Here is a 19338-nt window from a genome sequence, read left to right as displayed (position 1 = left end):
AGTTAGCGATCCACATCAGACATTACAAAATCGATACTACCCAGATAGACAATCAGGTCAGAAACCAGGCTGCCGCGGATCGCCGCCGGAATTTGCTGCAGGTGCGCAAAGCTCGGGGTACGAATACGGGTACGATAGCTCATGGTGCTAGCGTCACTGGTCAGGTAGTAACTGTTAATCCCTTTCGTTGCCTCAATCATCTGGAAGGATTCGTTGGCCGGCATAACCGGACCCCAGGAAACCTGCAGGAAGTGAGTGATCAGGGTTTCGATATGCTGCAGCGTGCGCTCTTTCGGCGGCGGCGTAGTCAGCGGGTGATCCGCTTTGAACGGGCCGGCTGGCATATTTTTCAGGCACTGCTCAAGAATGCGTAGGCTCTGGCGCAGCTCTTCAACTTTCAGCATAACGCGGGTGTAGCAGTCGCTGATGCCACCGCCAACCGGCACTTCGAAGTCGAAGTTTTGGTAGCCAGAATAAGGGCGAGCCTTACGCACGTCGAAGTCAATACCGGTGGCACGCAGGCCCGCACCGGTGGTTCCCCACTCCAGCGCTTCTTTCGCGGTATAGGCTGCAACGCCCTGAGAACGGCCTTTCAGAATGGTGTTGCGCAGCGCCGCTTTCTCATAAGAATCCAGACGCTTCGGCATCCACTCGAGGAACTCCTTCAGCAGGCGTTCCCACCCCTTCGGCAGGTCGTGTGCAACGCCGCCGATACGGAACCAGGCCGGGTGCATACGGAAACCGGTAATCGCTTCCACCAGATCGTAGATTTTCTGACGATCGGTAAACGCGAAGAAGACCGGCGTCATGGCGCCCACGTCCTGAATAAAGGTGGAGATGTAGAGCAGGTGACTATTGATACGGAACAGCTCAGAGAGCATAACGCGGATAACTTCAACGCGCTCTGGCACGACAATGCCAGCCAGCTTTTCGACCGCCAGCACGTAAGGCATTTCGTTGACGCAGCCGCCGAGGTACTCAATACGGTCGGTATACGGAATGTAGCTGTGCCAGGACTGACGCTCACCCATCTTCTCAGCACCACGATGGTGGTAGCCGATATCCGGCACGCAGTCGACGATCTCTTCGCCGTCCAGCTGCAGGATGATACGGAAAGCACCGTGCGCGGAGGGGTGGTTCGGCCCCAGGTTCAGGAACATGAAGTCTTCATGTTCGCTGCTGCGCTTCATGCCCCACTCTTCAGGCTTGAAGGTCAGCGCTTCCATTTCCAGATCTTCTTTCTGTTTAGTCAGGATAAACGGATCGAATTCGGTGGCGCGCGCCGGGTAGTCTTTACGCAGCGGGTGGCCTTCCCAGGTCGGCGGCATCATGATGCGCGTCAGGTGCGGGTGACCGTTAAAGGTGATGCCAAACATCTCCCATGTTTCACGCTCGTACCAGTTGGCGTTCGGGAAGAGTTTGGTCAGCGTCGGCAGGTTGAGATCGTTTTCAGACAGCGCCACCTTGAGCATGATATCGCGATTGCGTTCAATGGAAATCAGGTGGTAGAAAACGGAAAAATCCGCAGCCGGTAAACCGTTGCGGTGTGTGCGTAGACGCTCATCCATGCCATGCAGGTCGAACAGCATCACGTAGGGTTTTGGTGATTTCTTAAGGAAATCGACCACTTCCAGTAACTGTTCACGCTTAACCCAAACGACGGGCACCCCGGTGCGGGTTGGCTGAACGGTAAAGGCATCCGGCCCAAAACGGTTACGCAATTCGCCAATGACCGGATCATCCAGGTGATCCCTTGTCTGCCAGGCTGGCATAGCGGCGTCTTGCGCGGTTAAATCGGTCATAGTTCTCACCATTGCAAATGGTTCTGTGGTGACTGCGCTCAGTGTCTTTGTTTTTATATTATTGATATACAAAGACGCTCACTGACCGCAGGCGCTAATTAAATCTCGTCCGGCGTCCGCAGGTTGGTGACCGCGATACGCTCGCCGCGCTTACGCTCACGCTCGGACTGCATGTTGGCGCGGTAAACGCCCTGATCGCCAACGACCCACGACAGCGGGCGGCGCTCTTTACCGATGGACTCCTGCAGCAGCATCAACGCCTGCATGTAAGCCTCCGGACGCGGTGGGCAACCTGGGATGTACACATCAACCGGGATAAATTTATCGACACCCTGCACAACGGAATAGATGTCGTACATGCCGCCAGAGTTAGCGCAGGCGCCCATGGAAATGACCCATTTCGGCTCCAGCATCTGATCGTAAAGGCGCTGAATTACCGGAGCCATTTTGGTGAAGCAGGTACCGGCCACCACCATCAGGTCAGCCTGACGAGGAGAAGCACGTAAAACTTCTGCACCGAAACGCGCCACGTCATGTACAGCGGTAAACGAGGTCACCATCTCTACATAGCAGCAGGAAAGGCCAAAGTTGTATGGCCAGATTGAGTTTTTACGACCCCAGTTAACCACATCGTGCATGGCATGCTCGAGCTTGCCCATGTAAACGCTGCGGTTAATCTCTTGTTCGAGGGGATCGGTTACGATCTCCTGCTTTTGCAGGGGGTAACGGTCATTCTCACCGTTGGGGTCTATGCGGGTGAGCGTATAGTCCATCTTATTGCCTCGCTGTTACTGCGTATGACGGTTAGTGAGACTGTCTGTTTCCGGGTTGATTTTCTCACGACGCGAACGCGCAGGAGTCCAATCCAGAGCGCCAACGCGCACCAGATAAACCAGACCAGCCAGTAGCACTAAAATGAAAATTGCGGCCTCGACGAAGCCAATCCAGCCGCTTTCACGGATAGAAGTTGACCACGCATAGAGATACAAGGCTTCCACGTCAAAGATAACGAAGAACATGGCGACCAGGTAAAACTTGGCGGAGAGACGTAGACGCGCCGTACCAACGGAGTCGATGCCCGACTCGAATGGGGTGTTTTTGTGCCGTGCCTTAGCTCTTCCGCCAAGGAACCAGCCCCCGACAAGCATCAAACAACACAGGCCAACGGCGACAATAAGAAAGACAGCGAACGCCCAGTGATGAGCGATAACTTCAGTGGATGTTGACATACTCATTGCTTACTCATCAAAAGTGGCGCCAAAGTCTCTGCTCTTGTTGGCAGATGAACGCCACATCGATTCATGGGGAGGAACAATCAACCGTACAATAACTACCGGAAATAATGCGTAGGCAGCCAATTGATGGGGTTTTTTACTCCTTTCTATAACCTTTTGTCAACTTTAACAAAAGTATCCACACATTAATTTACACCGACAGCAATCCATTAACATTTAATGCGTTAAAACTCATCAACACTCGCGTAAAGACCAGATTTAGATGAGGGTGAATCGTGTCCGTTCCGTGTGAAAAAATAAACAGCCCCTATATTTTGGCAGGAAATTACAACTATTCCTCCCCCCAAGAGGGAGTATTTTCTTGATCTGAGACACGCTTTTGTTAATCCACTTCAAAAAGAAGCAACATTGTTATGCGTTTTTTAACATTACCCGGCCTTTGCATGAAGTTTTTGCGCATAAAACGAACAAAAATAAGTGTGCGACCAATGCATTGAATTTGTTAGAAAAGATGATAGCGCCGGTGATTTGATGAAAATCAGCTATAAAAAATGGGCCGTTGGCGTTAAAAAAACCACCAACGGCCCATTTTTTATCTTTAATATTTTGTTACTAACTAGTCGACCTGCAGCTACTCAAAATCCCCTTCAACCAGCAGCGTGTCGTCCCCTTCAGCGCCCGCAGTGTTATAACGATATGGATTTTCCGGTGTCGCTAGCGCGCTGAAGATCGCCTGCGCCAGCTCATTACCACTTTCAGGGTTTTTGCACAGCAGATATTGGGTTTCAGGTAAAACGGGCAGCCCTTCTGACGCCCCCAGAACGCGAAGTTCCGGACTCATCATTTCAACCGGCCTGGCCGTCACGCCTAATCCCGCTTTTACTGCGGCCCTGACGGCGGCAAGCGTGGAGGCGACATAAGAAATGCGCCATGGCGTGTGGCTGGCATCAAGGTGTTCGAGCATCATATCGCGGTACGGGCTTGGATCGTCCAGCATCACCAGCGGCAACGCTTCGCCACGCTGAAAGACATAATCAGCGGCACAGTACCAAAGCGTGGGCGAGGTTCGCAGGACAATGGCATCAAAGTTAGACGGATTTGATGTCGTCACCACCAGATCGACCTCATGCTGATTAAGCATTTCGATCATAAACGGATTTCGTTTGACCCTGACATCCAGCGCCAGCTTGGGATAAACCGAACTGATGCGGTTCAACAGGAACGGCAGGATGGTGTCCGCCGTTTCATCAGAGGCCCCAAGGGTCAGCGACCCTTGCAGATTGTTAAACATCAGGGAAGAGCACGCTTCATCGTTAAAGCGAAGGATTTTACGCGCATAGCCCAGCAGTTGAATGCCGTGCTCGGTGAGCAGTTTATTGCGGCCATGTCGGGCAAAAAGCTCTTTTCCGACTAATTGTTCAAGGCGCTGCATCTGTTGGCTTACAGCGGATTGGGTACGACACACCGCTGCAGCCGCAGCCGCAAAGGTATTGAGATCGGCGACCGCAACGAATGTCCTCAGCAGATCGAGGTCGAGGTTCAGTATCGGACGATTTGCGTTAATCATAATTTATTCACTAATAGGTTGCTCTTTCGAGTCTGCCCTGGTTGTATTGCTATGATTTATCAAAGAGATAAAGCAATTCCTTTTACCGGAAGTCTCCGGTAGTCTTGGCCGCATACGTTAGCGACGCTTCTGTTTGTTATTTTTGTATTCCCCGGCATGTCCCAATAATCTAAAACACACCCAAACGGGATATTATGCAGGTCAGGATAAGAAAAAAACCACCAACTCATCGTACCAGTTAACTATTTTAAAACTGAGTTAAAAAGGTAAGTCAGCTTCAAAAAACGACTTTTAATAAGCTTTTATATGATTATTTAACGGGCTGGAGTGCAGCGGCAGGCTTAAACCGGCCAAAACACACAACCAGCTGAATAATAATGGAAATATTTTAATATTCCGGCAAAGCCATGTCGTTGGCACAGCCACTGGCATCCAAAACCTACCATTTTTCGTAGTGTATCTTACAGTAAAACATGATGTTTTATAACACTTATTGCGAATTATCTGATCTTATTCTCTTTTTGTGGTTTCCACTCTGTTGATTATTTACAACGTTTTTTGAAGTCAGCCACACACTATAATAAAAGACACTTAATTATTGCCGAGGTATTTATCTATTACATTGACCAATCTTTTGATATACATCTCTTTAACTACCTTTTCATTAATCCCTTAATGTTTCAGGCATGAATATTAATTTTTACTTATGTTTGGCGACAATGCATTTACGTCGGCAGCACCTCTCCCTCCGCAGCGAGCAACAAGCAGTGAATACCATTGCATCATGGCGATATAAATAGCCAATAAAACCACAATAACTTAAATTAATAGTTTTTTTAACCATCAATATTTTTAAAGCGCGCTACCCGCTTATACATTGTGCTGTAAAGATAAATTGCATTTCTTCAAGCCCTGTCCTTCAAATCTGGCTGCAGCAGGAGTACATTGTGGCGGTGCGCTTCCACGGCAGGACGCGCAATTAACAACAAAGGTCGAAGCTTCATGTCCCCCATCGAAAAATCCAGCAAACTTGATAATGTCTGTTATGACATCCGTGGCCCGGTACTCAAAGAGGCAAAGCGCCTTGAAGAAGAAGGCAACAAAGTGCTTAAACTCAACATCGGTAACCCCGCGCCGTTCGGTTTCGAAGCGCCGGATGAGATCCTTGTTGATGTGATACGTAATCTTCCGACCGCCCAGGGATATTGCGATTCCAAAGGGCTCTTCTCTGCCCGTAAAGCCATCATGCAGCATTATCAGGCTCGTGGGATGCGGGATGTCACTACGGAAGATATCTACATCGGGAACGGGGTTTCTGAACTGATCGTTCAGTCAATGCAGGCGCTGCTAAACAGCGGTGACGAAATGCTGGTCCCCGCGCCGGACTACCCGCTTTGGACGGCAGCCGTCTCTTTATCCAGCGGTAAAGCGGTGCATTATCTGTGCGATGAAAGCTCTGACTGGTTCCCGGATCTCGACGATATCCGCGCTAAAATCACCCCACGCACGCGTGGCATTGTGATTATTAACCCGAACAACCCTACCGGCGCTGTTTACTCCAAAGAGCTGCTGCTAGAGATTGTCGAGATTGCGCGCCAGCATAATCTGATCATCTTTGCCGATGAGATTTACGACAAAATTCTTTATGACGATGCCGAGCATCACTCAATCGCAGCCCTGGCACCGGATCTGCTGACAATTACCTTCAACGGCCTGTCAAAAACCTATCGCGTGGCCGGTTTCCGTCAGGGCTGGATGGTGCTTAACGGACCGAAGAAACACGCGAAAGGCTATATTGAAGGTCTGGAAATGTTGGCCTCGATGCGCCTGTGCGCCAACGTCCCTGCCCAACATGCTATCCAGACAGCGCTGGGAGGATACCAAAGCATTAGCGAGTTTATCGTGCCTGGTGGCCGTCTATACGAACAGCGTAACCGTGCCTGGGAATTGATCAATGAGATCCCCGGCGTCTCCTGCGTTAAGCCTCGTGGCGCGCTGTACATGTTCCCGAAAATTGACGCAAAGCGCTTCAATATTCATGACGACCAGAAAATGGTTCTGGACTTCTTGCTGCAGGAAAAGGTTCTGCTGGTTCAGGGCACGGCATTCAACTGGCCGTGGCCGGATCACGTGCGTATCGTGACTCTGCCGCGCATTGATGACCTGGAAATGTCGATAGCCAAGCTGGGGCGTTTCCTCGGACACTACCACCAGTAAGCCGTTCGGGGGGCATTTGCAATGTCCCCCTTCTCCCCTCACAATGACGTCACCAAGTTGTTATCGCGAGAACGTCATGAGTCAGAGTCATTTCTTTGCCCACCTCTCCCGCCTGAAACTGATTAACCGCTGGCCATTGATGCGCAACGTTCGCACCGAGAACGTGTCTGAACACAGCCTGCAGGTCGCCATGGTTGCCCACGCCCTTGCCGCTATCAAAAATCGCAAGTTTAACGGCAACGTTAATGCTGAAAGAATCGCGCTTCTGGCGATGTATCATGACGCCAGCGAGGTGCTGACCGGGGATCTCCCCACGCCGGTAAAATACTTCAATTCGCAAATCGCCCATGAATACAAAGCCATTGAAAAGATTGCGCAGCAGAAGTTAATCGAAATGGTGCCGGAAGAACTTCGTGATATCTGGACGCCGCTGATTGACGAGCACAGCTACAGTGAAGAAGAGAAAGCGCTGGTGAAGCAGGCCGATGCGCTATGCGCTTATCTGAAATGCCTGGAAGAGCTCTCGGCCGGGAACAACGAGTTTCTGCTGGCGAAAGGTCGCCTGGAAAAAACGCTGGCCGACCGCCACAGTCCGGAGATGGATTATTTTATGCAGGTCTTTGTACCAAGCTTCCAGCTTTCGCTGGATGAAATCAGCCAGGATTCCCCGCTTTAATCACTTCCCCTCACCCCGCCCCAAAGGGATGAGGGGGAGTATCAGAATGGGAACAGCATCGGCACCATCACCACGCTTACGATCATCACTATCACGGTAAACGGCACGCCCAGCTTCACGAAGTCGCTGAACCTATAGTTTCCAGGCCCAAGCACCAGCGTGTTGACCGGCGAAGATACCGGCGTCATAAACGCCGCAGAAGCCGCCATCGCTACAATCATCGCAAACGGATAAGGCGACACGCCCATTGATTTAGCCGCTGCCAGCGCAATAGGCGCCATCAACACTGCCGTGGCGGTATTAGAAATAAATAACCCGATAGCCGCACACATCACAAACAGACACACCAGCATAATATAGGGGCCGTAGCCGCCGCCAAACTCCATCAGGCCATGTACGATCAGGTCCACCCCGCCGGTTTTCTGCAGCGCCAAAGCAAAGGGCATCATCCCGACAATCAAAATAATGCTCGGCCAGTGAATAGCCTTGTAGGCGCTTTCCATATCAATACAGCGGAATTTGCCCATCAACAAACAGGCAATAATCGCGGCAATTGGATTGGGTATTTCGTCGGTTAGCATCAGCGCTACCATCAGCGCCAGGCAGAAAATCGCATGAGGCGCCTGGCTGTGGGCTGGGGAGGCATCCTGCTCTTCCACAGGCAGGCTAAGCACCAGGAAATCACGGTTCTGCTGTGAAAGCTGGTTGATCAGCTTCCAGTCTCCGACCACCAGTATAATGTCGCCCAACTGGATAGGCTCATCCACCAGCAATCCTTCCATGACTTCACCCGCCCGCCGCAGGCCAACGACGTTAAGACCATAGCGGGTTCGGAAAGCCATTTCTCGCAAAGTCTGCCCGGTGAGCTCTGACTCCGGCAGCAGAGAAACTTCTGCCATTCCCACATCCAGTGCCTGATCGGAGAAATACTCCCCGCGCAGGATCATTGGCTCCAGCATTTGTTCCCCGCAAAACTCTCGCAAATCGACCTCAGAGGCCGACATGTCAATCAGCAGTACATCGCGGGCGCGGAATTCCGTACCGCCGGTCACGTTCACGATAACGCGCCGGAAACGGCGCCAGCGCTCAAGCCCAATCACGTTCGCACCGTAGCGTTCACGCAGCTTTAAATCGTCCAGACGATGGCCAACCATTGGAGAACCGGGGCGAATAGCCAACCGGCGAGCCCGCCCGGTCAGGCGATATTCTTTGATCAGATCGCGAAATGAACGGCGCTTCCAGCTCTCTTTCCCTGCCTCTTCACCCTGCCCTTTGAGCGCGAAACGCGCCACCAGCATATAAAGGATGCCCAGTACCAGCACCGCCAGGCCAATCGGCGTCACGCTAAAGAACTGGAATCCTTCCAGCCCCTCTCGCAGTAATTCACTGTTGATCACCAGGTTGGGCGGCGTCGCAACCAGCGTCATCATACCGCTTATCAGCCCGGCAAAGCTGAGCGGCATCATCAGTCGGGAAGGGGAGATTTTCATGCGCATGGAAACGCTGATTACCACCGGAATAAAAATCGCCACCACGCCGGTAGAGCTCATAAATGCCCCCAATCCGGCCACCGTCACCATCAGCAGGACCAGCATTTTGGTTTCGCTGCTGCCCGCCACGTCCACCAGCCAGCTTCCCATCTTGGTGGCTACCCCGGTGCGTACCAGCCCGTCGCCAATAATGAATAGCGCGGCAATCAGAATCACGTTGGGATCGCTAAAGCCGGAAAACGCTTCGCTGAGGCTTAATGTTCCGCTGAGCACAAAAGCAACTATCACCAATAGCGCCACCGCGTCCATACGCATTTTTCCGGTGGCGAACAGCAGAACGGCAACCGCCAGTAACGACAACACCCAAATGAGTTCCGAATTCAAAATGCGTCCCTGAATGGCTGAATATTGGTGAATTGAATGTAGACGAGAATGCCATAAAAAAACCCCGCAAATGCGGGGTTAAATCATGGGATTAGTGTTTTCTTAACACTTCGACGCTTCCGTCCGGGGATTTCTGGACGAGCAGTTCGGTGAGGGAAGTCAGAACGTAATCCACGTGCTCAAGCCGGGGCGTATCCGCCGGGGCATTAACCGCTATCACATGGCAACCGGCAGCCAGCCCTGAAAGCACGCCCGCCGGCGCGTCTTCAACAACCACGCACTCTTCCGGCTCCAGGCCAAGCAGCTGCGCACCCAGTAAATAGGCATCCGGCTCTGGTTTACCGCGTGCGACCAGTTCCGCGGTCACAAACACGTCCGGCTCAGGCAGCCCACCGGCCAGACGGCGAGCAGATGCCACCGGCACAGAACCCGAAGTGACGATGGCCCACGGAATACCCGCCTCATTAAGATGAGCCAATAACTCTGCCGCTCCCGGGAGCGCTTCGATGCCATCGGTATCTTCAGACTCAAGCCTTTCCAGTCGGAGAAACTCCTGCTGAATCTCTTCCTCAGAAGCACCGGCCATAAAGTGGCGCAGTGAGGTAATCGCCTGCTTGCCGTGGATGAAGCCTAATACTTCTTCCGGGGAAATATTAAAACGCTTTGCCCAATTTACCCATGCGCGCTCAACGGCAGGAAGAGAGTCAACCAGCGTACCATCCAAATCAAACAAGAAACCTTTACACTTCACTCCGCGTCTCTCCTCAGGCATTAATGATCTGCGCAATCTCGTTAGCGCTTAAATGATACTGACGTGGGCAAGCGTGCCACACTTTCAGCATACGTTGATATTTGTCCCACATAGGGGTTTGGGCGTTAAAACCGTGGGTGCCGGCATCAAAATGGGTATAGCGGCCTTCAATATTCACCATAAAGCGAACATAGCCGAGGAAGCGGGCTTCGGTGGCAGCATCAAATCCCATAAAGGTGACGCGGCGCTCATCGATTTCCTTGCTGTCTTTCAGGTTAGTCCAGGAGACATGCATCGCGTGATACATTTCCATGATGTCGATGACGATGCGACAGGTTTCCTCTTTCAGCTCGCCAAACTCGCGATCCAACTCGCGCATTTGCAGGCCATAGCCGCGTTCGATGATGGTCTGCAAACGACGATAGCGTTCGGCGTTTTCCGGGTCCATCATCGTCATCATTTTATACTGGTTGGATAAAATCAGACGCTGCGCGTGGGTCATTTCCATTTCCGGGCTCCTTTGGTACATGGAAAAATACAGGTTACGATCGGGATAACCTGTAAGAAAGTGTGCCTTCCTTTATATGCGCAACCGCAGGGTAATTACAAATCATCCAAGAAAGTTTTATCCAGCTGTTTAAACGCGCGCTTCAGCACGTCCGCCAGCGCCTGGTAGTCTGGCTTGCCTTCCACCGGTGCCAACGCCTGCCCGGCTTCCTGAAGCTTCATGCGAACGTCATAAAACCACTGTAACGTCGACGGCGGTAATGGCGTGACCGATCGCTTGCCCAACCACCACAATCCCTGCATCGGCAGGCTACAGGCAAAGAGCGCCGTCGCCACCGCCGGGCCAAGCTGGCCACCCAACGCGATCTGCCACGTCAGGGTAAATACCGCCAGCGGCGGCATAAAGCGGATGGCATAGCGGGTGGCGCGTATCACGCGGTTTTCGATAAATACCGGCGCCAGGCGCTTATCCAGCGGCCAGGTCTTCGAGTAGTGTTGCCCACGTCCGAACAGGCTAAACCAGCTTACATGGCTATTCTGGGGTGTCGACATGGCTCATACCTCAACTCTACGTATAAAAAATAAAATAATACTGCAACTCAACAACTCTAAATGACATCGTTCAAAAAATTTTGTCTTTCCGAGCCGCTATCTGCTACCCTGTGCCGGCCTTTTGGTGGCCGTAGTTGGGAAACTACAAGCTGTCAAACATTCTTTTACATCGCCGTGACCTGCATCCTCAGGAATATGGCGTAAACTCTGAGTAATTTTATTCGCCATGCCGAAAAACGCTTCTGGCATGACGTTAATCATAAATGTCCGCGTCATCATGCGCTACGCTGATAGACTCACTGACGTTTTTTTAGCCACGTATCAAAAATAGGTACTTCCATGTCGAGTAAGCTAGTACTGGTTCTGAACTGCGGTAGCTCATCCCTGAAATTCGCAATTATCGATGCTGTAAACGGTGAAGAGTACCTTTCTGGTTTAGCAGAGTGTTTCCACCTTCCTGAAGCCCGTATCAAGTGGAAGCTGGACGGCGCTAAACAAGAAGCGGCTCTGGGTGCAGGTGCCGCTCACAGCGAAGCTCTTAACTTCATCGTTAATAAAATTCTGGCAGAAAAACCAGAATTGTCCGCTCAACTGACCGCAATTGGTCACCGTATCGTACACGGCGGTGAAAAATACACCAGCTCTGTAGTTATCGATGATTCCGTGATTCAGGGTATCAAAGATTCAGCCTCTTTTGCACCGCTGCATAACCCGGCTCACCTGATCGGTATCGCTGAAGCCCTGAAATCCTTCCCTAACCTGGCTGATAAAAACGTTGCCGTGTTCGACACCGCGTTCCATCAGACCATGCCGGAAGAATCTTTCCTCTACGCCCTGCCGTACAAACTGTACAAAGAGCACGGCGTTCGTCGCTACGGCGCGCACGGCACCAGCCACTTCTACGTGACTCAGGAAGCCGCAAAAATGCTGAACAAGCCGGTTGATGAACTGAACATCATCACCTGCCACCTGGGCAACGGCGGTTCCGTGTCTGCAATCCGTAACGGCAAATGCGTTGACACCTCCATGGGTCTGACCCCGCTGGAAGGTCTGGTGATGGGTACCCGCTCCGGCGACATCGACCCGGCAATCATCTTCCACCTGCACGATGCCCTGGGCATGAGCGTAGAAGACATCAACAAAATGCTGACCAAAGAGTCTGGCCTGCTGGGTCTGACCGAAGTGACCAGCGACTGCCGTTACGTTGAAGACAACTACGCAACTAAAGAAGACGCTAAGCGTGCGATGGACGTTTACTGCCACCGCCTGGCGAAATACATCGGTTCCTACACCGCACTGATGGATGGCCGTCTGGACGCCGTTGTCTTCACCGGCGGTATCGGTGAAAACGCCGCGATGGTACGCGAACTGTCCCTGGGCAAACTGGGCGTACTGGGCTTCGATGTCGATCACGAGCGCAACCTGGCTGCACGTTTCGGCAAGTCTGGCTTTATCAACAAGGAAGGCACCCGCCCTGCGGTGGTTATCACCACCAACGAAGAGCTGGTCATCGCTCAGGATGCATCCCGCCTGACCGCCTGATTCCCTCACCGCCAGCCTTAGCTGGCGGTGTTGTTTTCTGAGTCGAGTGAGCATATCTGCTCGCGAAAACGAAAGAGGTTATACCGTGTCCCGTACTATTATGCTGATCCCTACCGGAACCAGCGTCGGCCTTACCAGCGTAAGCCTTGGCGTTATCCGTGCTATGGAACAAAAAGGCGTTCGCCTGAGCGTGTTCAAACCTATCGCCCAGCCGCGTACCGGCGGCGATACGCCGGACCAGACCACCAGCATCATTCGCGCTAACTCCACCATCCCGGCCGCTGAGCCGCTGCACATGAGCCACGTTGAGTCTCTGCTGTCCAGCAACCAGCAGGACGTGCTGATGGAAGAGATCATCGCCAACTATCACAATAGCAGCAAAGATGCTGAAGTTGTGCTGGTTGAAGGTCTGGTGCCAACCCGTAAACACCAGTTTGCGCAGGCGCTGAACTATGAAATCGCCAAAACCCTGAACGCAGAAATCGTCTTCGTCATGTCTCTGGGCAATGACTCTCCGGAGCAGCTGAAAGAGCGTATCGAACTGACCCGCAGCAGCTTCGGCGGCAGCAAAAACACCAACATCACCGGTGTTATCATCAACAAGCTGAACGCTCCGGTTGATGAACAGGGCCGCACCCGTCCCGATCTGTCTGAAATCTTCGACGACTCCAGCAAAGCAAGCATTGCGAACATCGATCCTAAGCAGCTGTTTGCCGACAGCCCGCTGCCGGTTCTGGGCTGCGTGCCGTGGAGCTTCGAACTGATTGCCACCCGCGCAATCGACATGGCTCGCCACCTGAACGCAACCATCGTAAACGAAGGCGACATCAACACCCGCCGCGTGAAGTCCGTCACCTTCTGTGCGCGCAGCATTCCTCACATGCTGGAACACTTCCGCCCAGGCTCTCTGTTAGTCACCTCTGCAGACCGCCCGGACGTGCTGGTTGCTGCCTGCCTGGCCGCCATGAACGGCGTGGAAATCGGCGCTATCCTGCTGACCGGTGGTTACGAAATGGACCCACGCATCAGCAAGCTGTGCGAACGTGCTTTCGCCACCGGCCTACCGCTGTTTATGGTTGAAACCAACACCTGGCAGACCTCTCTGAGCCTGCAGAGCTTCAATCTGGAAGTCCCAACCGACGACCATCAGCGTATCGAAAAAGTGCAGGAATATGTGGCCAGCCACATCGATGCTAACTGGATCGAATCCCTGACCGCGACCTCCGAGCGCAGCCGTCGTCTGTCTCCTCCAGCATTCCGTTACCAGCTGACCGAACTGGCTCGCAAAGCCGGTAAACGCGTCGTGCTGCCGGAAGGCGATGAACCGCGTACCGTAAAAGCGGCAGCCATCTGTGCTGAGCGCGGTATCGCCACCTGTGTTCTGCTGGGTAACCCGGAAGAAATCACCCGTGTTGCTGCGGCACAGGGCGTTGAGCTGGGCGCAGGCATCGAAATCGTTGATCCAGAAGTGGTTCGCGAAAGCTATGTTGCCCGCCTGGTTGAGCTGCGTAAGAGCAAAGGCATGACCGAAGCCGTTGCCCGCGAGCAGCTGGAAGACAACGTTGTGCTGGGCACCCTGATGCTTGAGCAGGACGAAGTTGACGGCCTGGTTTCCGGCGCGGTTCACACCACCGCCAACACCATCCGTCCACCGCTGCAGCTGATCAAAACCGCACCGGGCAGTTCACTGGTCTCTTCCGTGTTCTTCATGCTGCTGCCTGAACAGGTTTACGTTTACGGCGACTGCGCGATCAACCCGGATCCAACCGCTGAACAGCTGGCAGAAATCGCGATTCAGTCCGCTGACTCCGCTGCCGCCTTTGGGATCGATCCACGCGTGGCAATGCTCTCCTACTCCACCGGTAACTCCGGCGCGGGTAGCGACGTTGAGAAAGTGCGTGAAGCCACCCGTATCGCTCAGGAAAAACGCCCTGACCTGGTCATCGACGGTCCGCTGCAGTATGACGCTGCGGTTATGGCTGATGTGGCGAAGTCTAAGGCACCAAACTCTCCTGTTGCGGGCCGTGCGACCGTGTTCATCTTCCCTGACCTGAACACCGGGAACACCACCTACAAAGCGGTACAGCGTTCTGCAGACCTGATCTCCATCGGGCCAATGCTGCAGGGTATGCGCAAGCCGGTTAACGATCTGTCCCGTGGCGCGCTGGTGGACGATATCGTTTACACCATCGCGCTGACCGCGATTCAGTCCGCTCAGCAAGCGTAAGCTCACTGATACGCAAAAAAGGCAGCCAGATGGCTGCCTTTTCTTTTTCTGTCACCTTTGGCTGTTACAGCAGCTCTTTCGCTGCCTGCACGATATCTGCCGCCGTCAGGCCATACTCCTGCTGCAGGAAGTCCTGAGTCCCGACCTGGCCATAACGCTCCTTCACGCCCACTCTGCGCATCGGCACCGGGCAGGTTTCCACCAGCACTTCCGCCACCGCTGACCCAAGCCCGTTGTGAATACTGTGGTTTTCACAGGTCACAATTCGGCCGGTTTTTTCGGCGTAGTTCTTCACCAGCATGCGGTCGATAGGCTTGAGGGTAAACATGTCGATGACTGCCGCGCTAACCCCTTCCCGTTCCAGCTGCTGAGCCGCTTTCAGCGCTTCCGCAACCATGATGCCGTTGGCGATCAGCGTAATATCCGTGCCCTCGCGCAGCACATTCCCTTTGCCGATAGTGAAGGTTGAGCCTGCCTCATAGACCGTAGCCGCCTGCTTGCGAATAGTCCGCACCCAGTAAAAACCTTCCAGCTCGATCAGCTGACGTAGAATGTCCTTAAACATCACCGCGTCAGTCACCTCAAGCACAATGGAGTGCGCCAGCCCGCGAACAATGCCCATATCCTCAAACGACATATGGGTACCGCCGTTGTGGCAAGCCGTCACCCCGGCGTCGGAAGCAATGACCTTGACGTTATTCCGCTGGTAATCCAGCGACATAAACAGCTGATCAAAGCAGCGGCGGCTGGCGAAGGCGGTAAAGGTGTGCACGAACGGCTTGCGTCCGGTCAGCGACAGTCCTGCCGCCACGCCAATCACGTTAGCTTCCATGATGCCGCAGTTAATCACGTGCTGCGGGTTATCGCGCTGCACGCCATCCATCGCCATCGAACTCATCAGGTCAGCTTCCAGCGCGATAATTCCGCTGCCTTCACCAATCTGTTGCTGAACAAACCCGGCGTAGACTTTACGCATTTCAACGGCGTCCTGGCCGCCGGTCTGGCTTACCTTAATCATGTGCCGCCTCCAGTTGCGCGATGGCCTGCTCCAGCGCCTGTTTTGACTGCTCCGTCAGGCGGAGATGATGGGAGTTCCCCAGTTGCTCAAGGTACGGCACCCCCTGCCCTTTTATGCTGTCGAGGATCACCAGCAGAGGACGCTGTTCGCCGCTGCGAACGGGTTTCACCGCCGCCAGCAAACCGGGAATGTCATCGCCTTTCACCTGCACCACGTCAAACCCGAAGGCGCTAAACTTCTCTGCCAGATCGAAAGCACAGATGATTTCGTCCAGCTCGCCGTCCAGCTGCTGTTTGTTCCAGTCTACGAACACCGTCAGATTGTTAAGACGGTGGTGAGCAATAAACTGGAAAGCCTCCCAGCACTGCCCCTCGTTCAGCTCGCCGTCGCCGACAATGCTGAAGACCCGGTTGCGACGCTGCGCCAGTTTGTGGGACAGCGCCATGCCGGCGGCAATCGAAATTCCTTGCCCTAACGAACCTGTGGTCGCATCCACGCCGCGCGTTTTCAGGCGATCGGGGTGGCTGGGCAGGCTGGTACCGTTCTGGTTTAGCGTGGCCAATTGCTCCACAGGAAAATACCCTTTCAGCGCCAGCGTGCTGTACAGCGCCGGGCCAGCATGCCCCTTGGACAGCACAAAGTAGTCGCGTTCTGCCCAGTCAGGGTCGCCCGGATCGATATTCATCACGTCGCCGTACAGCACCGCCAGCGTCTCAACCACCGACATGCTGCCGCCGTAATGGCCAAACCCCAGTTGGGTGAGCGCTTTCAGCGTCTCTACACGGATGTCGCGCGCAAACCGCGCGACGTCTGCCAGTTCATTCATTATTTAGCCCCCGTATTGTCTTCAGTGTGTACGGCAGGAGTGCCTTTTCCTTTGCCCAGATAGTTGAACCCGACCAGCACCGCAAACACGGCGACCACCACCGCGGTAATCGCCGCAGGTGACAGGAAGCGTGCAAGGTTGCCGAGGATAATCCCCACTACGCCAAAATCAGCGTCGGAGAAGGTTGTGTTGGCGAAGCCCAGCGCGCCCAGAACAGGCAGCAGCAACACTGGCAGGAAAGTAATCAGCAGCCCGTTGGCAAAAGCCCCTACCATCGCGCCGCGACGGCCGCCGGTAGCGTTACCAAACACGCCCGCTGTTGCCCCGGTAAAGAAGTGAGGCACCACGCCCGGCAAAATCAGCACCAGCTTCATCTGCCCTAAAAGGAACAAGCCCACCAGGCCGCCGAGGAAGCTGAACAGGAAGCCCACCAGCACGGCATTCGGCGCATAAGGGTAAACCACCGGGCAGTCCAGCGCCGGACGTGCATTAGGTACCAGCTTCTCAGAGAAACCGGTAAACGCCGGGACGATTTCCGCCAGAATCAAGCGCACGCCCTGCAGGATGATGAACACCCCGGCCGCAAAGGTAATCGCCTGAATAATGGAGTAAACCAGGAAGTTCTGGCCGCCGCTGAGTTTCTCTTCTACATAAGTCTGGCCCGCACAAATCGCGAGGATCATGTAGATGACAATCATGGTCAGGGAGATGGAGATTGAACTGTCACGCAGGAAGCTAAGGTTCTTCGGCAGGTTCATCTCTTCCGTGGAGCGCGAGCCTTTTCCACACTTGCTGCCGATCCAGCCGGACAGCACGTAACCCAGCGTGCCGAAGTGGCCGAAGCCGATATCATCGGTGCCGGTGATGCGACGCATATAGCGCTGTGCAATAGCCGGGAAGAACGCCATGATCAGACCGAGGATCAACGACCCGGTAAACACCAGCGCCACGCCTTCAAAGCCCGCCACGGTCAGAATGACGCTTATCATGCACGCCATGTAGAACGTGTGGTGCCCGGTCAGGAAGATGTACTTCAGGCGGGTAAAGCGAGCCACAATGATGTTCGCCACCATCCCGAAGGCCATAATCAGCGCCGTGGATGCCCCGTATTTCTCCAGCGCGATAGAAACAATCGCTTCATTATTAGGAATAATGCCCTGGATATTAAAGGCGTGCTCAAACATACCGCCCAGTGGATTTAAACATCCCACTAATACGGTAGCGCCGCCGCCCAAAACAATAAAGCCTAATACGGTTTTAATTGAGCCTTTTACCACATCAGAAAATGACTTCTTTTGCGCAACCAGACCAATTAAGGCTATCAGCCCGACCAGAATGGCCGGAACCTTTAGAATATCAACAATAAAATTCAGCGTGCCAAGGATAAACATATCCGCCTCCGCTTATATCCGTCATACTTCGAACCGCAGACGCGTTGGCTGCACTCATCCCTCCCAGTCATTTACTTGATGTAAATTCCTGGAGTGCCTGAGCTTGCCGCCTTTCTGCAATTCGAATTATTTTGGCTATAGATTATGATTGACGACCGGCGAAATAAGCGCTCAGCTTATTTTCCAGCTCATTGATATCGATGATGTTGTTGATTACCACCAGCTGACTGTCCGGCAGGCGCGCGCTGGCGGCAATATCTTTCGCCATCACAAACACATCTGCCGCGTCCGGCGTGGCAGAAGATAAATCCGAGTGTTCAACCTCTGCCTCAATATTGAGTTTTTTAAGTACTTTTTTAATATTCATTTCGACCATAAAACTACTGCCGAGTCCGGAACCGCAGATTGCCATTATTTTCATCTTACATACCTTATATTTTTAGTAGAGTACGAGCACATCGCATTTTTCAATGCAACGTAAAAAACCATGGTGTTAAATTAAAAAACTAGAATCGATTAATTATTTTTTGTATTTCCTCCAGGTTGTTGGCCTGATGCAGTAACGCCATGTCTTCGTCGCTGGAAAATAGCTCAGCGAGCGCGGAAATCATTTCAATGTGGCTATGGCTGTCCGGCGCCGCCAGCATAATAATAACGTCCACCGGGTCGTTTCCTTCAGAATGAAAGTTAACGCCTCGCTTTAACTTCAGCAGCGACAGGCCAAGGCCGGTCGCGCCCTCTTCCGGACGCGCATGCGGCATCGCCAGGCCCGGTGCCAGCACATAGTACGGCCCAAGCTTTTGGTGCTGCTGCATGATGGCCGTCAGGTAATGGGGAGCAATAATCCCCGCGTCCAGCAGCGGCCGGGCGCTAATCTCCAGCGCCTGCTGCCAGTTTGCGACCTCGTCATGAAGCTGAATAGTCTGCGGATGCAGCCATTGGTTGAGCACGATAACCTCTCGAAATCGACATTGATGATGGGCAAACTTTATTCAACGGCCTCGGGTTTAACTGTGATTGATATCACAAAGATAGCGCTACCAATAACTATCACTCGATTTTGTGATAGCGCTATCAAATTGCAATCATTGTGTTAAATCGCATTAAGGCGCACGATTTCAGGCGTATACTTGAGCGATATTTCCCCTTCGTT

General features: G+C 53.2%; 17 protein-coding genes. 4 read left to right on the top strand and 13 right to left on the bottom strand.

The features are described from left to right. Positions 1-2 precede the first annotated feature (2 nt). The 4 genes from nuoC to lrhA form a co-directional block, all read right to left on the bottom strand. On the bottom strand, positions 3-1814 hold the full coding sequence (gene nuoC, locus F3J29_RS02050; protein ID WP_008459775.1) for an NADH-quinone oxidoreductase subunit C/D: 1812 nt from the start codon (positions 1812-1814) through the stop codon (positions 3-5). An 86-nt stretch (positions 1815-1900) separates the two neighbouring features. Next, positions 1901-2575, bottom strand: a complete 675-nt coding sequence (nuoB, locus tag F3J29_RS02045; RefSeq protein WP_008459774.1) for an NADH-quinone oxidoreductase subunit NuoB — start codon at positions 2573-2575, stop codon at positions 1901-1903. A 15-nt stretch (positions 2576-2590) separates the two neighbouring features. Next, complete coding sequence (nuoA, locus tag F3J29_RS02040) at positions 2591-3037, bottom strand: NADH-quinone oxidoreductase subunit NuoA (RefSeq protein WP_008459773.1); 447 nt, start codon at positions 3035-3037, stop codon at positions 2591-2593. Positions 3038-3668: 631 nt separating this feature from the next. Continuing rightward, on the bottom strand, positions 3669-4604 hold the full coding sequence (gene lrhA / locus F3J29_RS02035; protein ID WP_166862613.1) for a transcriptional regulator LrhA: 936 nt from the start codon (positions 4602-4604) through the stop codon (positions 3669-3671). A 1002-nt stretch (positions 4605-5606) separates the two neighbouring features. Here lrhA and alaA point away from each other — a divergent pair. Both alaA and yfbR read left to right on the top strand, forming a co-directional pair. After that, entirely contained in the window at positions 5607-6821 is a 1215-nt protein-coding gene (alaA, locus tag F3J29_RS02030) for an alanine transaminase AlaA (RefSeq protein ID WP_008459770.1), read from the top strand. Between the two features lie 76 nt (positions 6822-6897). Then, positions 6898-7497 (top strand): 5'-deoxynucleotidase, encoded by a 600-nt coding sequence (gene yfbR, locus F3J29_RS02025; protein WP_166862611.1) that lies wholly within the window; start codon positions 6898-6900, stop codon positions 7495-7497. Positions 7498-7538: 41 nt separating this feature from the next. Here the strand turns inward: yfbR and F3J29_RS02020 are convergent, their stop codons facing one another. The 4 genes from F3J29_RS02020 to yfbV form a co-directional block, all read right to left on the bottom strand. Continuing rightward, complete coding sequence (locus tag F3J29_RS02020) at positions 7539-9371, bottom strand: SLC13 family permease (RefSeq protein WP_166862609.1); 1833 nt, start codon at positions 9369-9371, stop codon at positions 7539-7541. A gap of 91 nt (positions 9372-9462) precedes the next feature. Next, positions 9463-10143 carry a sugar phosphatase gene (locus tag F3J29_RS02015; RefSeq protein WP_166862607.1) on the bottom strand — a complete coding sequence of 227 codons (681 nt, stop codon included), beginning with the start codon at positions 10141-10143 and terminating at the stop codon, positions 9463-9465. After that, entirely contained in the window at positions 10136-10630 is a 495-nt protein-coding gene (locus F3J29_RS02010) for a YfbU family protein (RefSeq protein ID WP_166862606.1), read from the bottom strand. The genes F3J29_RS02015 and F3J29_RS02010 overlap by 8 nt, the downstream gene beginning before the upstream one ends. Before the next feature lie 95 nt (positions 10631-10725). Then, on the bottom strand, positions 10726-11181 hold the full coding sequence (yfbV, locus tag F3J29_RS02005) for a terminus macrodomain insulation protein YfbV (RefSeq protein WP_008459760.1): 456 nt from the start codon (positions 11179-11181) through the stop codon (positions 10726-10728). A gap of 339 nt (positions 11182-11520) precedes the next feature. Between yfbV and ackA the strand changes: the two genes are divergently transcribed. Further along, positions 11521-12723: an acetate kinase gene (gene ackA, locus F3J29_RS02000; RefSeq protein ID WP_008459758.1), complete on the top strand. Its 1203-nt coding sequence runs from the start codon at positions 11521-11523 to the stop codon at positions 12721-12723. 85 nt (positions 12724-12808) lie between these two features. Beyond that, entirely contained in the window at positions 12809-14950 is a 2142-nt protein-coding gene (gene pta / locus F3J29_RS01995; protein ID WP_166862604.1) for a phosphate acetyltransferase, read from the top strand. Between the two features lie 64 nt (positions 14951-15014). Here the strand turns inward: pta and F3J29_RS01990 are convergent, their stop codons facing one another. From F3J29_RS01990 to F3J29_RS01970, 5 genes are all read right to left on the bottom strand, one after another. Further along, positions 15015-15968 carry a transketolase family protein gene (locus F3J29_RS01990; protein ID WP_166862602.1) on the bottom strand — a complete coding sequence of 318 codons (954 nt, stop codon included), beginning with the start codon at positions 15966-15968 and terminating at the stop codon, positions 15015-15017. Then, positions 15961-16794: a transketolase gene (locus tag F3J29_RS01985; protein WP_166862600.1), complete on the bottom strand. Its 834-nt coding sequence runs from the start codon at positions 16792-16794 to the stop codon at positions 15961-15963. Before F3J29_RS01985 ends, F3J29_RS01990 begins: the two co-directional genes overlap by 8 nt. Further along, positions 16794-18185, bottom strand: coding sequence for a PTS ascorbate transporter subunit IIC (locus tag F3J29_RS01980; protein ID WP_166862597.1), 1392 nt, complete (start codon positions 18183-18185; stop codon positions 16794-16796). Before F3J29_RS01980 ends, F3J29_RS01985 begins: the two co-directional genes overlap by 1 nt. 142 nt (positions 18186-18327) lie before the next feature. Further along, complete coding sequence (locus F3J29_RS01975) at positions 18328-18606, bottom strand: PTS sugar transporter subunit IIB (protein WP_166862595.1); 279 nt, start codon at positions 18604-18606, stop codon at positions 18328-18330. Between the two features lie 85 nt (positions 18607-18691). Further along, positions 18692-19135 (bottom strand): PTS sugar transporter subunit IIA, encoded by a 444-nt coding sequence (locus F3J29_RS01970; protein ID WP_166862594.1) that lies wholly within the window; start codon positions 19133-19135, stop codon positions 18692-18694. Positions 19136-19338 lie beyond the last annotated feature (203 nt).

Source organism: Enterobacter sp. Cy-643, assembly GCF_011752815.1.
Taxonomy (GTDB): Bacteria; Pseudomonadota; Gammaproteobacteria; order Enterobacterales; family Enterobacteriaceae; genus Cedecea.
This window is presented reverse-complemented; position numbering and strand designations above follow the sequence as displayed.